This window comes from Candidatus Rokuibacteriota bacterium, from assembly GCA_016188005.1.
Taxonomy (GTDB): domain Bacteria; phylum Methylomirabilota; class Methylomirabilia; order Rokubacteriales; family CSP1-6; genus UBA12499.
The window spans coordinates 51,191-65,495 of the sequence record JACPIQ010000051.1 but is presented as its reverse complement, the minus strand read 5'-3'; the positions used below and the strand labels follow the sequence as shown (position 1 = coordinate 65,495).

The 14,305-nt window shown below is 70.7% G+C and carries 14 protein-coding genes; 2 read left to right on the top strand and 12 right to left on the bottom strand.

The annotated features are described in order from the left end of the window. Window positions 1-2,229, top strand: a 2,229-nt coding sequence (locus HYV93_10215; GenBank protein ID MBI2526346.1) for a hypothetical protein, incomplete at its 5' end; no start/stop codon positions are given. A gap of 31 nt (window positions 2,230-2,260) precedes the next feature. Here HYV93_10215 and HYV93_10210 read toward each other — a convergent pair. The 12 genes from HYV93_10210 to HYV93_10155 form a co-directional block, all read right to left on the bottom strand. Continuing rightward, complete coding sequence (locus HYV93_10210) at window positions 2,261-3,829, bottom strand: tetratricopeptide repeat protein (protein ID MBI2526345.1); 1,569 nt, start codon at window positions 3,827-3,829, stop codon at window positions 2,261-2,263. A gap of 100 nt (window positions 3,830-3,929) precedes the next feature. Then, entirely contained in the window at window positions 3,930-4,979 is a 1,050-nt protein-coding gene (locus HYV93_10205; GenBank protein MBI2526344.1) for an alcohol dehydrogenase catalytic domain-containing protein, read from the bottom strand. Next, the gene (locus HYV93_10200; protein ID MBI2526343.1) at window positions 4,976-5,923 is read right to left on the bottom strand and encodes an ROK family protein; all 948 of its coding nucleotides are present in this window, start codon (window positions 5,921-5,923) and stop codon (window positions 4,976-4,978) included. The genes HYV93_10205 and HYV93_10200 overlap by 4 nt, the downstream gene beginning before the upstream one ends. Window positions 5,924-5,933: 10 nt before the next feature. Further along, a complete protein-coding gene (locus HYV93_10195) occupies window positions 5,934-6,692 on the bottom strand; it encodes a ChbG/HpnK family deacetylase (GenBank protein MBI2526342.1) in 759 nt (252 codons plus the stop codon). Continuing rightward, entirely contained in the window at window positions 6,689-7,396 is a 708-nt protein-coding gene (locus HYV93_10190; protein MBI2526341.1) for a methyltransferase, read from the bottom strand. Before HYV93_10190 ends, HYV93_10195 begins: the two co-directional genes overlap by 4 nt. Then, a complete protein-coding gene (locus HYV93_10185; GenBank protein MBI2526340.1) occupies window positions 7,393-7,707 on the bottom strand; it encodes a hypothetical protein in 315 nt (104 codons plus the stop codon). Before HYV93_10185 ends, HYV93_10190 begins: the two co-directional genes overlap by 4 nt. A gap of 296 nt (window positions 7,708-8,003) precedes the next feature. Further along, entirely contained in the window at window positions 8,004-8,240 is a 237-nt protein-coding gene (locus HYV93_10180; GenBank protein MBI2526339.1) for a type II toxin-antitoxin system MqsA family antitoxin, read from the bottom strand. Further along, complete coding sequence (locus HYV93_10175) at window positions 8,237-8,470, bottom strand: DUF4258 domain-containing protein (GenBank protein ID MBI2526338.1); 234 nt, start codon at window positions 8,468-8,470, stop codon at window positions 8,237-8,239. The genes HYV93_10180 and HYV93_10175 overlap by 4 nt, the downstream gene beginning before the upstream one ends. A gap of 75 nt (window positions 8,471-8,545) precedes the next feature. Then, window positions 8,546-9,652 (bottom strand): gamma-glutamyltransferase, encoded by a 1,107-nt coding sequence (locus tag HYV93_10170; protein MBI2526337.1) that lies wholly within the window; start codon window positions 9,650-9,652, stop codon window positions 8,546-8,548. Next, on the bottom strand, window positions 9,601-10,296 hold the full coding sequence (locus tag HYV93_10165) for a gamma-glutamyltransferase (protein MBI2526336.1): 696 nt from the start codon (window positions 10,294-10,296) through the stop codon (window positions 9,601-9,603). The genes HYV93_10170 and HYV93_10165 overlap by 52 nt, the downstream gene beginning before the upstream one ends. 192 nt (window positions 10,297-10,488) lie before the next feature. Then, window positions 10,489-11,001 carry a hypothetical protein gene (locus HYV93_10160; protein MBI2526335.1) on the bottom strand — a complete coding sequence of 171 codons (513 nt, stop codon included), beginning with the start codon at window positions 10,999-11,001 and terminating at the stop codon, window positions 10,489-10,491. 26 nt (window positions 11,002-11,027) lie between these two features. Next, the gene (locus HYV93_10155; GenBank protein ID MBI2526334.1) at window positions 11,028-13,682 is read right to left on the bottom strand and encodes a DEAD/DEAH box helicase; all 2,655 of its coding nucleotides are present in this window, start codon (window positions 13,680-13,682) and stop codon (window positions 11,028-11,030) included. Window positions 13,683-13,897: 215 nt separating this feature from the next. On the opposite strand from HYV93_10155, the gene HYV93_10150 reads away from it, so the two are divergent. Further along, on the top strand, window positions 13,898-14,293 hold the full coding sequence (locus HYV93_10150; GenBank protein MBI2526333.1) for a response regulator: 396 nt from the start codon (window positions 13,898-13,900) through the stop codon (window positions 14,291-14,293). Window positions 14,294-14,305: the final 12 nt, after the last annotated feature.

Below are 14,305 nucleotides of genomic sequence, written 5' to 3'. Positions count from 1 at the left end.
ATCGAGGTGCGGACGCCGAACGCGGTCGCGGCGGTGCGCGGCACCGTGCTCATCACCGAGACGGACCGGGCGGCGGGACAGATTCCCCGGACGGCCATGTACCTCACGAGCGACCCCAGCGGGCGCGGCGTTGGCGTGACGCACCTCAATCCCGCCACCGGGCTCCCCATCGGCCCAGCCATGCTCGCCGAGGGCCAGCGTTTCGCCGCCATCGGGACCGATCCGGCCAGCGTGGCGCAGATGACGGCGGCGGACGAGGCCCGCGCGAGGGCCGGGCTCGAGGACTACGTGCCGCCGCATCTCCAGGCCGCCAACCAGCAGCAGCTCACCCAGGCCCAGCTCAGGGAAGCGACACAGCTGGTGAACACGCTCAACGAGCAACCGCCCCCGACGACCACCGTGGCCGGCGCCCTGTCTTCCCAGAACGCCGTCGAGCAGGCCCAGGAGGAGCAGAACTCGACGTCGGCCATCGGCGTCTTCGTCGCGGCTGCCACGATAGCGGCTACCGCGACAGGCGGGAGCTCGACATCGAGCGACACGTTCACGAGCACCGGGTGCTCGTCGCCGCCTTGCGCCGGGCTGAGCGGCAATCCCTCCCTCTTCTTCAGCACCAACCTGCCCAGCGTGACGCTTTCCCCCTCGGTGCTGTCGCCCTCGAGCTTTCCGGCCTCGTCGTCGACGACGCCCGGCGCGCCGGCGACGCCCTTCGGGGCCGGGGCCCTCACCAACGGCAGCTTCGAGAGCGGTCTGACTGGCTGGACTTCCACGGGAGCGGCCTCGACGCTGGCCGCCTTCGGGCCCTTCACGCCGAGCGACAGCCTCATGGCGCTCATCCATACCCAGCCTCCCGCCACCGGGCTCGGGGTGAGCACGCTCAGCCAGGCGTTCACGCTGGGCTCGACCACGCTGACGAAGCTCAAGTTCTCCTACAACTTCTTCACCAACGAGTTCCCGACCCAGACGGTCAACGACTTCTTCAGGGCCAAGCTCATCAGCCCCACGGCGGCCGAGACGATCCTCGCCTTCGAGAGCCGGCTCGGCTCCGCCTTCACGGGCACGACGTCCGCCATCTCGGTCGGCGGCATCACGATCAGCTCGGGAAGCGGCTACACGGGATTCATCAACCTCTCGATCCCCTTGCTGCTCACCCCGGGCACCTGGACGCTCTTCTTCGAGGTCCGGAACGTCAGCGATTCGGCGTTCGACTCAGCGGCGCTCATCGACGTGGTCCAGGTGGTACCGGACCCGCCGCTCTACTTCCTGTTCGACGGGCGAACGATGACGCGGACTGACCCGGCGCCGCTCCTCCGCCTCGTCTCCAGCCCGCAGACCTTCGACGCGCTGCTCGTGGTCTGCTGCGACTCGACGGCGGCATTCGCGGGGACGCTGCTCCACGCCACGGACAGCGACCTCGACGTGCCCTTCAGCCTGGTGACCTTGCTCTCGGGCGGGACCCTCGTCACGTCGTCCACGGATCCGCTCGCGCTCATCGAGCGTGGGCGGCATACGCTGGGGGCGAGCGACGGCGTGTTCAGCATTTCGGGAGTCAACACCGCCCTCGATCCCGGGACGGGCCTCCTGCTGGGCACGGATCGCCCGCTCCAGCACGCCGGCGTGCTGCTCGAGGCCTCGGACGCCATCATCGCCACCGACACCGTCGTGAGGCTCGACACAGCCCTGCTCGAGGCCTCACTGCCCGTCCTCAACCTCACCAACCGGAGCAGCCTCACGACCCAGAACGCGGCGGCCGATCTCTCCTACAGGGCCAAGGTCACGAGCCTGGGGCCACTGATGCGCCTCGACAACAGCAACCTCACGGTCAACCAGGGAGCCCTGGCGAACGTGGCCGGCGGCAGCGTGCTCAGCGTCGCGGGCGACCTGATCTCGCTCCTGAACGGCAGCACGCTGAGCCTTTTGAACGGACCGCTGCTGAGCCTCTCGGGCGGGTCGGTGGCGAGCATCTCCGGAGGGCTGGTGGCCTTCGGCGGCAGCGGCGGCAACGCCCTCAAGGTGACGAACAGCCTCTGCAGCCCGTGCTCCCTCTTCGGGGGAATCCCCGTAGCGCTGACCAACGGGGCGGTGGCCTCCAACGTGAGCATCGGCGGGTCGCCGATCAAGAACCCGGCGCTGGGGTCGGTGACGCTGTCCAACCCGACGCTCGGCAGCGGGGGCACGGCCCTCGCGGTGCTGAGCGGCGCCGCGAGCAAGCTGACCGTCGGCGGGAAGTAGGCGGGCGGGGGCCGGGCTGGCCCGGCCCGGCTCAGTACATCCAGGTCACGAACATCGAGAAGACGTTGCGCTGGTAGTCGAAGGGCGCGAGCCGCGAGATGTTCCTGATGTTCTGGTATTCGCCGGCCAGGGTCAGGTTCGCCGGAAGCGGCCACTCCACCCGGACGATGTTCGTGATCTCCTGATCCTTCCGCCTCACGGTGTCGGGGCGCAGCGTCGGCAGGATGCTGTTCCGCTCGTCGTAGCGGCGGAGATGCACGTCGACGTCGTACTTCAGCCGGATGTTCTGCCAGGGCAGCGTGTATTGCGCGCCCGCCAGCAGCCGGTGGCCCCAGTAGGTGAAGTTGTCCCCTTCCGCCTCCTCGCGGTCCATCTGGTACCCACCCTTCAGGAAGTGGCGGTCCTGCTCGAAGCGCAGGATATGCGTCAGGCCGAGCATGAAGTTGGCGGCGTCGCGGTCCTCCCGGCTCGGCGGCTTCGGAGATCCCTGCTTGAAGTTCTTGTGCTGGAAGCGCCCGAACAGCTGGGTGAGGTGGCTGTCGTTCTCGACCACGGTGCCGTAGAGGGTCAGCGTGCTCCGCTGCAGGAACTGGCTGTCGTCCAGGTAGAGGGTGTCCCAGGAGAACTGGGCGCCCAGCTCGGCCGGCATCGTGTCGAGGAAGGCCAGGGAGCGGGTGGCGCTGAGGCTGAAGTTGTGGTCGTGGATGTTGAACGACGGCAGCCCGTTGTTGTAGATGCCGAAGAACGAGTAGCCGACCGCCGAGGTCCACTCCGGGTCGCGGTACCACTGGTACTCAGCGCTCACCGCGAGCAATTCGCCGGCGGACTCGTGCTTGGGCCGCCGCAGCGAGCCGATGATGGGCTCGGTGGGGTCCTTGAGCGGGATGACCGCCACATTGTCGTCGTAGAAGGCCCCCGCCCGGACGCTGGCGGAGAAGCGTTTCTCGCGGGACCGCGCCTCGACCAAGCTGTCGCGGAGCCGCTCGGCGGGCGTGACCAGGGATGAGCTGGGGGCCAGGCGCAGGGCTTCCTCCACCTGGGCAGCAGCCTGCGCCGGCAGGCCGAGGGCGGCAAGCGCCAGGCCGGTATAGAAGCGAGTGAGCTGCTGGATCTCCGGATTGGTGGCGCGCCCGGCGCGGAAGGCGGCCAGTGCCCCCCGGTAGTTCTTGACGCGATAGCGGAGAAAGCCGACGTAGTAGCCGAGACCGTCCTGCCCCGGGTCCTTGCGGAACACCTCTTCGAGGAGCGGCCGGGCGCGGTCGTAGAGCTGCTGGCCGAAGTAGGCCAGCCCGAGCTGGAAAGCCACCGGCAGGCTGCCCGGGGCCTTGGCCCGGGCACGCTCCAGAAACGGGGTCGCCTGCGCCGGCAGATCCTGAGCCATGCGCACCACCCCTGAGTAATACAGGGCATCGACGTTGTCTGGCTCGACAGCGAGGGCGCGGCTGAGGTTGTCCAGGGCCGAAGCGTACGACTTGTCCTCGAAGTCCAGGATCGCCTGGGCCACATAGACGTCGGCTTCAGTCCGCTGCGCCCGAGCACCGCCCGCGGACAGGAGAACCATAAGGATCGCTGCCGTGCCGGCAAGGAGTTTGTATCGCATCGCTTTAACCTCTTACCAAAAGTCCCCCCCGGAACGCAAGCCTTCGTTTTCCCTGGGCCCGGGGCGGGGCCGGCGGGGCCCCTCGGGCCGCTCACCGCCCTCAGGGCTTCAGCATCACCTTGATGGCGCGGTCTTGCTTCTTGTCGAAGATCGCGTAGCCCTTCGGCGCCTCGTCGAGCCCCATGGTGTGGGTGATGATCCGGGCGGGCTTGAGCTTGCCCGCCTGGATGAGCGGCATCAGCGGCACGATGTAGTTCCGGGCATTGCAGAGCCCCATCTTGAGCGAGAGGCCCTTGAAGAAGGCCTCGCGGACCGGGAAGCCGATGGAGGGCTCCACGTAGACGCCGACGGAGGACACCGTGCCGCCCGCGCGCACAGCAAAGATCGCCTGCGAGAACGGGGTCTCGTGGCCCACGCACTCGAGGACGGCGTCGGGCCCGCGCCCGCCGGTGAGCGCGCGGAGCTGGTCGCCCGGGTCGCCCGTGTCGAGATTCACCGGGATGCCGCCCATCTCCTCGGCGAGCTTGAGCCGGTAGTCCACGCGGTCCACCACGAAGACGCGGCTCGGCCCGAAGAGATGCGCGGACTGGAGCGCGAAGAGCCCCACCGGTCCTGCGCCGAAGATGGCCACGGTGTCGCCGGGGCGGATGCCCGCGTTCTCGGCGCAGCAGTAGCCGGTGGAGAGGATGTCGCCCAGGAAGAACGCCTCCTCGTCGGCCATGCCCTCGGGCACCTTCTCGCACATGTGGTCGGCGAAGGGCACGCGGATGGCCTCGGCCTGGCCGCCGGGGTACTGGACGCCGAAACGGCCGCCGAACACCGCGCGCCCGGTGGTCGTGCACTGGGTGGGCAGGCGCATCCGGCACCACTCGCAGAACCCGCAGGAGATCGAGAAGGGCGCGATGATGCGATCGCCCTTGCGCACCTTCTTCACCTCGCCCCCCACCGCCTCCACCACGCCCATGAACTCGTGGCCCAGCACCACGCCCTTGGGCAACCCGGCCACCCGCCCGTGGTACTGGTGCAGGTCCGAGCCGCAGATGGCGCTGGTCGTGATCCGCACGACCACGTCGGTGGGGTCCACCACCTTGGCATCCGGCACCGACTCGACCCGCACATCCCCCGTTCCGTGCAGCGTGATGGCTTTCATACGGTCGCTCCCTCGCGTCGTCGGGTTTCGTAGCGAGCCAGCGCCGCCCCGCCGCGGACGGCCGCGCCCTTGTCCAGCGAGATGATCTCCATGGCCGTCGTCGCGCACGCGCCGGCGAAGGCGTGGCGCGCGCAGGCGGCGCGGATGCGCGTCTCGAGGGGGCGCAGCGACTTGGCCACGCCCCCCGCCAGCAGCAGCCGCTCCGGGTTCAGCCCGTTGACGATGACGGCGAGCCCGGCCCCGAGGGCCTCGCACACCTCTGCCACCAGGGCCTCGGCCACCGCATCGCCGGCCGCGGCCAGCCGGAACACCTCGGGCGCCGTCACCATGCGGCCGAGCCGCCGCGAGCCCTCGAGCGCGATGTCGGTGCCGGAGCAATAGGTCTTCAGGCACCCGCGCCCGCCGCAGATGCAGGGGCGGCCGTCGAAGTCGATGGGCACATGCCCGAGCTCGCCCCCGTACCCCCCGCGCCCGCGCACGAGCCGGCCCTCGAGGATGATGCCCCCGCCCACGCCCGTTCCCAGCGCCAGCAGCACGAGCGAGGCTGCCCCGCGCCCGGCGCCGAACATCCACTCGCCGAGCGCGAGCGCGTTGACGTCGTTGTCGACGAACACGGGCAGGCCCGTCCGCTCCCTCACGACCGCGGCGAGCGGCACATGGGCCAGATCCGGCACGTAGTGGGCCTCAGCGCCGATGATGCCGGTCTCGGCGTCCACGGTCCCCGGCACTCCGATGCCGATGGCGCGGGGCTCGATCCCACGCCCCTTCGCCAGCGTGGCGAGGCCCTCGATCAGGTCGAGCAAGTTGGCCAGTGCTCCGCCCGGGCCGCTCCCGTGGGTCGCTGCCTGGAGGTGCGCGAGCACTCCGCCGTCGGCGCCGACAAGCCCGGCCGCCGTGGTGGTGCCGCCCACGTCCACGCCGATCACCGCCCGGGTCGGCGTCACGGAGGACCCGTCACAGGTTGGAGAAGCTGGCGAGCCGGATGCCCTCGCGCGCGATCAGCTCTCGGGCGGCGGGATCGGTCAGCCCCTCGATCTCGGTCTCGCGCTGCTTGCCGTAGCGGCTGTAGGCGAGATCCTCGTCGTAGTAGCCGGGATGGGTCATGAACTCGGACACGCCCTCCGGCAGCACCCGCAGCTGCTCGAGCACCCGCTCGCGCGACCAGTACGGCTCGGGCCCCGATTCGCCCATGAAGTGATCGGGCGTTCGCACCCCAGCCTTCAGCGCCGCCTGACGCCCGGGGGCGTCCTGGGCCCGCATCGGCACGTTGATGGCGCGGGCGAAGAAGAGCATGAGCTCGAGCAGCGGCTCGTGGCGCCCCACGTGGTGGTGGCTGTCAAGGTGCGTCGGGAAGCGCCCCATGATCCCCCTGAAGGCGTCGATCTGGGCGCCCAGCTCGATCCGTGCCTCGTCCACCTTCACCCGCTCGGCCACGGCCCGCGCGTCCCGGATGAAGCACCCCTCGCCGTCCACGAGCGAGGGCACGCGCGCGGCCGGGGACACCGGCGCGCCGAGGGTGAGGTTCACGTGAAGGCCCACGCCCAGCCCCGAGTCCTGCAGGCCTTCCAGCAGCGCCGGGTCCAGCGGCCGGTTCGCGATGAGCGTGGTGCTCGTGACAATGCCGTGGCGGCAGGCGTGGAGGATCCCACGGCTGACGCCCGCCGTGAGACCGAAGTCGTCGGCGTTGACGATGAGAACCCGCGGGCGCGTCACGGGGTCCGTTCCCCCTGGATCACGAAGCGCTCCACCGTGGCTGGCAAGCCGTCTGCAGGCAGCGTGTGCTCGAGGTCGTGCAGGCGGATGTGCTCGAGACGTTCGTAGCCCAGCCGCGGGAAGGGCTGCGCGTCCTTGCCGAGCACCGACGGCTCGAGCCCGGCCGCCCGGAGCTTGGCGAAGGCGCGCTCTCGGCCGAGGAAGTCGAACAGGGTGAAGACGAGCCGCCCGCCCGGCGCGAGATGGGCCAGCGCGCCCTCGATGACGCGGTCGAGCACCATCCATCCGTCGAGCCCGCCGTTGTCGGCGGCCGCCATCGGGTCGTCACGCTCCCGCTCCGGCGGCGTCGGCATCTGAGGCGGGCTCGTGCAGATGAGGTCGAACTCGAGCCGCCGCACCGGGTCGTAACAGTCGCCGAGGCGCGCATCCAGCCGGTCGGCCACCCCGTTCAGCGCGGCGTTGGCCCGGACGCACTCCACGGCCTCGGGCACCACATCCGTGGCAATGACCTGGCAGCCCGCGCGCGCGGCCAGCACCGCGGCGAGCCCCACGCCCGCGCCGATCTCGACGACCCACTCGCCGGGACGGAAGGTCAGATGGCGGCAGAAGAGGAGCGAGCCCGCCTTCGGCGGCTGGACGCCATCGGCCACCTTGAAGAGGCAGTCCCGGTAGACGAAAAGGAGGGTGCCCGCGTCCTGGCTCACGCCTTGCCCATCACGCGCCGGAAGTAGAGCCGCAGCGACTCCTTGAGCTGGGCGCGGGCGCCCGCGCCGGTCTGGGCGTCCTCGAGCTGATCGATGTCGATCTGCAGCGGCACGCCTTCCTTCTTGACCCCGTCCAGCTCCGCCGTGAGCCCGCAGCGCTCGTCGGACTCGGTGAACACGAGCTTCGCCCGGGTGAATGACCCGTCGTCCCTGGCGATCTGCTCGACGGTCTCGGTCAGGAGCCGCCTGATCGCCTCCTGCTCCGGTCCGGGCACCGTCGAGAAGGCGGCGGTGAGCGTGATCTCGGCCATGACGATCTCCCGCGCCCAGCGGCTATGGCGCCTCGTACACCTTGAGGATGTCGGCGTGCGTCTTGGCGGCATTGGCCCGGATGGCGAAGCTGATGGCCTCGCGCACCTCGTCCTCCGTCGCCCCGGCGGCCCTGGCACCTGCCAGGTCGCGCCTGGCTCAGTGGGTGTTGCCCGCCGCCAGGTTCGCCGCCAGGTAGCACAGGCTCGCGGTTTTCTGGTCCAGCACGCCCTTCCTGTACTTCCACGACGCGATGACCTTCTCCTCGATCATGCGCTCTCCTTTCCTTCTCAGGTTCTCACGCAGCCGAGAGATCGTACACGGGGGCCTCGATGGTGCGCGGGGCCGGTTCAGTCGACCAGAGCAGGCTGTTCAGCTTGTCCACCACAGGGCCAGAGAACAGCACTTCACCACACCGAGAGCAGACCTCAGCCGGGACGTTCTCGAACACGATGACCCGATCGTCCCACGTCTGAACATGTCGGATCCGCTTCGCGTCCATCACGTGATGACACACGGGACACTCGCGACTCATGTCGGTCTCCTCCGCTTCAGGTCTATCCACTCCTCTGGGTCTGGCTCGTACACCGTCACCACCACACCCTGGGCGGTGGCCTGGACATGAAGAACGCGCCTCTGCGCCGTGACCCCGAAGATGAGGCAGCTCGGACTGTACTTGTCAGCCGGGTACTCCTCGATGACCTCGGCATCCGGACCGAGGAGCGCCTGCCGCACTTCCGCGTCGGTGATCCGTCTGTGTGCCATGCGCCCCTGCGCATGAGCAGTATACCGATGTTCCCCTGCTCGAGCGGTGGCGCGGATCGCCTCGAGCACGTGACGCTACGCGCCCGCGGCGCTGGCGTCGCTCAGGGGGTCGAGCCCGGCGTCGAGCCCGGTCTTGCGAATGCGGATGGCCACCGGGCGCGCGAAGTGGAAGGTGCCGATGGAGGAGTGCCTGGCCACCACCGGGTGCTTCATCCGCGCCAGCGCCTTGAGGTGCGCGGCCCCGGCGCGGTCGTCGACCCACAGGTCCCCGCCCTCGGTGTGAAGCCGCGGCGCCTCCATGGCCGCCTGGGGCGAGTCACCCGCATCCAGCATGTTCGAGATGATCTGCGGAATCACGGCCACGATCTTCCTGCCGCCGGGCGCCCCCAGGGTGAAGGCCGGCGCACCCTTCCGGAAGCCGAGCACCGGCACCATGTTGACCAGCGGCCGCTTGCCGGGAGCGATGGAGTTGATCCGCCCCGGCTCGGGGTCGAACCAGATCATGCCGTTCTGGAGCAGGATGCCCGTCCCCGGCACCACCATGCGGGCGCCGAAGAGCGAGACGGCCGTGTTCGTGAGGGAGACCATGTTGCGCTGGCGGTCCACCACGCCCACGTGCGTCGTGCAGTCCGAGCCGGCCGCCATGCGCCGGGGCCTGGACATGGCCCCCGCGCTCCCCCCACTGCTGACGGGCCTCGGGGCCGGGGACCCGGACATCGCCGGGGCGCTGCCGTAGCGCCACGGGTCGGGCGTGGTCCGCTGGCTCCGCGGCCCGCCAGGTCTCAGCCCGCGCGCGACGTCCCGCGCGTATGCGAGGGAGGCGAGCCCCTCCCACGGCGCCGTCACGCGAAGCGCATCGCCCAGCAGGCGCAGGCGGTCCAGGAAGGCCACGCGCACCGCCTCGGCACGGAGGTGAAGGCCTCCGGCGGTGCTTGCGGTCACCCGCGCCGGAGGGAACTGGGCGAGGACGTTCAGGATCTCGAGCGCCGTGATCCCGCCCGTGGCCCCTGGCGTGAAGGCCAGGTCCACGCCGCGGTACGAGCCGCGGAGCGGCGAGAGCACACGGGGGGTGTAGCCCGCGAGATCGTCCTTCGTGAGAAAGCCGCCCCTGAGCCCCAGCTCCTCGTGGATCATCTGGGCGATGGCGCCGCGGTAGAAGGCCGACGGCCCATCCTTGGCGATGAGCCGGAGGCCAGCTCGGGCTGCCGCAGGAGGTCGCCCTCGGCGAGGGCCGGCGGGCGGTAGACGTGCCGGCCGCCTCGCAGATAGGTGCTCGCGGTCTCGGGGAAGGCGGACAGCTCCTGGGTGTAGAGCGCCGTGGTGAGGCTCACGTACCAGTCCGGGACGAAGCCCTCGTCCGCGAGCCGGATGGCGGGCGCCAGCACGTCGGCCAGCTCCATGGTCCCGTAGCGCTCGAGCGTCAGGCAGAGCCCCGCCACGGAGCCCGGCACGGCCACGGCCTGCGGCCCGAACACGTTGGCGTCGTCCACCACGCGCCGCCAGGGGAAGAGGTCGTCGGACACCCCCTCGCCGAGCGTGTAGGAGCGCTCGTGGCAGGCGGCCGGCGCCTCCACGTTGGCGTCGATGGCCACGGTCTCCCCGCGCCGCTCCAGGTGGATGAGGAAAGAGCCGCCGCCCGCCAGCGTGGACATGAAGGGCTCCACCACCGGCATGGCGAAGGCCGTGGCCACCGCGGCATCCACGGCATTGCCGCCCCGGGCGAGGATCGCTGCGCCCACCTCGGCACCCAGCGGGTGCTCGGCCACCACCATGCCCCTGGCCGCGAGCGGGGTCGTCTTGGTCATCGAGAGCGCGGATCGGATCATGACGCCTCCTTGGGAGAGTCTAGCAGGCTGCTGAAAAAGGCCCATCTGCTTCGTTGGCGCCCTCGACCGCACGCTCAACGTACAGGGAGTACGCCTCGCGTGCGGCCGTCGGGCGCCGCCTCGCATCTGGGCCTTTTTGAGCAGCCCGCAGGGTTCTTCCGCATCCTGCTGGACGATGCGGGGCGGCCGGGCCTACCGGCCGAAGCGCTCCACCGGGCCGATGCGGCGCACCACGTCGGTAACGCCCTGCTCGTCGAAGTAGATCACCCAGCCGAGCGGATAGACCCATGCCTCGCCAGCCCGGCGCGAGATCTCGGTCCAGTGCTGCCTGGCCAGCGCCGCCATGAGGGCCGGATCGATGGTCTCCTCCTCGGGCTCGTCCAGGAGGGCGCGCACCTCGCCCCGGGCGCTGCCGAGGCTCACCTGGCGCCAGAAGCGGAAGTCAGTGTAGCGGGTGGTCTGCTGCAGCTCCGGGTGCTCCCGGAGGTAGCGGGAGACGCGGTCGTCCATCCGGTCCTCCCACATGCGCTTCTCGTCGAAGGAAGGCTCGCGGCCGTTCCGGAGGAAGGAGCGCGCCAGGAAGAGCGCCTCGGCCTTGGGCCCCTGCCCGCTCCGCTCCACGGTCTCCATCTGGGCGGCGCAGCCGGCGCCCCCCAGGAGCAGGAGCCCTGCCAGCGCCAGCCGGCTCGTGCGCGCCATCCTCACGCCGCGTCCCTCCTCCCGCCCGCTCCTCAGATGAGTGCCGACTCGAGCACGATGCCGCGGTCCACGACGCGGGCCGCGCGGCCGAGGAGCGCCGCCAGCGCCCGCTTCACCCCGTCGGCCTCCGAGAGCTGGCGCAGGACGTCGATCAGTCGGCGCATCGCGCGGATGAGATCGCCCTCGTGGCCGCCGAAGGACTCCTCCACGATCCCCGACCAGTCCTCGTCGCCGGAGGCCCAGCGGAAGACGGCCGGCATGAAGCCCGTGGAGACCGCCACCGGCATCGGCAGGCGATGCAGCCGTTCCGCCTGGAGCACGGCATCTGCCGCGGCCTCGAGCTGCCGGAGCTTGCTCCGGAGCTTGGGCCGCTTCCTCAGGAAGAGCCGCGCCAGGGCCGAGTCGCTCGAGCGCGACTCCTCGACGAGACAGGAGCAGAGCGCGGCCGCCTCGGCCAGGGTCGTGTCGGCGAGGATGCCCCGGTCCGCCACCTCGGCCACCAGCAGCTCGTTGTCGTGGCGGAGGGCGGCGATGAGCTGCCCCTTCGGCAGGAGTTTACCATCGCGGACGGCGCCGAAGTGCTCGAGCACCTCCACCACCCGGCAGAACTCCTGCCAGTACACGTTGCGGCCGGCCTCGAGCATCTCCCGCTTCTGGCCGAGCCGCGCCTCGAGCCGCTCGATCCCCTTCCACGCCTCCTCGCAGCGCGGCCGGGCGCCCCACGGACAGCGGTGGCACTCGATCTCGCCCAGCGCCGCCTCCGGGCCCTGGCTCCGCTCGCGCCCCGTGACCTCCTCCAGCGACACGCGCGAGAGATGCTCGCGGAGGGCGACGGTGCGCCGCTCCCAGTCCCGCGGGATGGGCACGGGGGGTGTGGCCCAGAACACCTTCTTGATGTGCGCCGCCTTGAGGGCAACGGTCTCGCCGTGAGGAAGGAGCACGCTGGCCACGAGCCGGTGGCGGCGCGGGTCCACGCGGCAGAGGAGCCCGAGCACCGCGCCCCCGCGCCGGCGGGCCAGCACGAGCCGCCCGGGCTCCGCCTCGGCCAGCGACCGCTCGCCCCGGCGCCCCCCCCTCCCCTGGGCGGCGCGCCGCGCCTCCACCTCGCCGCGCGCCTTGCGGTAGCGCCCGATGCGCGGCAGGTCCCCGCACGCCGCGGCGTAAGCCCGCGCCGCGGCGAGCGCGGTCTCGAGGTCCTGCGCCTCGGCCTCGAGGGCGCGGACCCGCTTGAGGTTCTGGTACTGGCCGAAGGAGGACTCCACGATGCGCCGGATCGTCGCCTCGTCGCTCCCGCTGCCGAGGAGCAGCGCCACCGAGCCATAGCCCAGCTTGAACTGGCTCTGGACGGGTTCGGCGTCGCCGTCCACCACCCGCCGCATCTCCTCGAGCCCGTCGCGCGCGTCCAGCGCCATGACGCACTGGCCCTCGGGATCGATCCCGCGCCGGCCCGCCCGGCCCGCCATCTGCGTCAGCTCGTTGTGGGTGAGGCTGCGGAATCCGCGATCCGTGCGCTTGGCGAGCGACTGCAGCACCACACTCTTGGCGGGCATGTGGATGCCGAGCGACATGGTCTCGGTGGCGAACACCAGGCGACACAGTCCGCGCTCGAAGAGCACCTCGATGAGCCGCTTCACCCCGGGCAGGATGCCCGCGTGGTGGAGCCCGACGCCCATGCCGAGGGCCTGGAAGATGGTCTGGTTGAGCGGCGACTCGGCCATGGTGGGGGTCTCCTCCACGGCCTGGCGGATCGCCTCGTCCACCTCGCGCTGCTGCGCCCTGGTGAGCAGCGGCTTGCCCTCGGCCAGGACCGTCTCCATGGCCCGCTCGCAGCCGGCGCGGCTGAAGATGAAGTAGATGGCGGGCAGCCAGCCGCGCCCCTCGAGCTCGTCGAGCATCACCGTGGGGTCCACCACCCGGCGCGTGTACCAGCGCCCCCGGTCCGTGGGACCGCCCTCGCGCTCCTCGCCCAGCAGGCGAACCTTCCCCGCGCGAACCGCATGGTAGGGGTGGATCTCGCCCGAGAGGTCCGCCACCAGGTACTGGAGCGGCACCGCCCGGTGCGGATGCGTGATGGCCACGATGGGGCGGTGGACGAGGCCGATCCAGTCGGCGATCTCGGCGATGTTCGCCACCGTGGCCGACAGCGCCACCAGCATGGCATCCTTCGGGGCGTTGACGATGATCTCCTCCCACACCGTCCCCCGCCCCTCGTCGCCCATGTAGTGGCACTCGTCCAGCACCACCGTCTCGAGCCCCGACAGCCCGCCCGTGTAGAACATGTTGCGCAGGATCTCGGTGGTCATGACCAGCACCGGCGCCCCCGGGTTGACCTTGACGTCCCCGGTGAGGATGCCGACGCGGTCGGGGCCCCACTGGCGGCCGAAGTCGGCGAACTTCTGGTTGGACAGCGCCTTGAGCGGCGTGGTGTAGGCCAGCCGCCGGCCGCGGGAGAGCGCCGCGTGGATGGCGAACTCCGCCACCAGCGTCTTGCCCGAGCCGGTGGGCGCCGAGACGATCACCGACCGGCCCGCCTCGATCGCCCGGATGGCCTCGAGCTGGAAGTCGTCCAGGCGGAACGGGTAGCGGGCGGCGAACGACTCGAGCAGGCCTGCTGTGGAAATGCGCGCGCCTCCGGGGCCGGGCGCCCGCGCCCCCGCGCTTCCGGCGTCCCACGCCCTTGCCCGCACGTTACCATGTCAGGCGGGGCGGAGGCCACGCCCCATCGCCTGGATCGGCTCGAAATCCCCCCACTCTGGGGCGCCGCGCCTACAATTCTCGGCGCGCCGCCCCGGAGCTGTGCGCAAGCCATTGATTCCTCAACCCCCTGCACTGGCTCACCACTTGCTTCCTCATCATGGTGAGGCCAGGCGGCATGCAGCCACCCTCTCCATCAGAACCCATCGTGGGCAAGCGGGTCCTCGTCGTCGACGACGAGCCGTGGATCGCCGAGATCCTGAGCGACATGCTCACCGACGACGGCCACGAGGTGGACACGGCCGACCAGGGGCTCCTGGCCCTCGGCATGGTGCAGCTGGGCGCCTACGATCTCATCCTCTGCGACATGCGGATGCCCGGGCTCGATGGCCCGGGCTTCTACGCCGAGCTCGAGCGATCGCGCCCGGATCTGCTGGGGCGCATTCTCTTCGTCACGGGGAATCGCTTCACCCCGGAGGTCGAGGCCTTCCTGGACCGAACCGGCGCGCCCTGTCTCCCGAAGCCCTTCAGCCAGGAAGACGTCCACCGTCTCACCCAGGAGCTACTCCGCCGCGGGACGGAGTCATTCAGCGCCGAGAAGTAGCTCCAATCGGAG

Bases quoted from the DNA above. Each gene is read 5' to 3' on its own strand.
- HYV93_10210 (MBI2526345.1), bottom strand. From the start codon at position 3,829: ATGCGATACAAACTCCTTGCCGGCACGGCAGCGATCCTTATGGTTCTC.
- HYV93_10165 (MBI2526336.1), bottom strand. From the start codon at position 10,296: ATGATCCGATCCGCGCTCTCGATGACCAAGACGACCCCGCTCGCGGCC.
- HYV93_10185 (MBI2526340.1), bottom strand. From the start codon at position 7,707: ATGGCCGAGATCACGCTCACCGCCGCCTTCTCGACGGTGCCCGGACCG.
- HYV93_10175 (MBI2526338.1), bottom strand. From the start codon at position 8,470: ATGGCACACAGACGGATCACCGACGCGGAAGTGCGGCAGGCGCTCCTC.
- HYV93_10205 (MBI2526344.1), bottom strand. From the start codon at position 4,979: ATGAAAGCCATCACGCTGCACGGAACGGGGGATGTGCGGGTCGAGTCG.
- HYV93_10180 (MBI2526339.1), bottom strand. From the start codon at position 8,240: ATGAGTCGCGAGTGTCCCGTGTGTCATCACGTGATGGACGCGAAGCGG.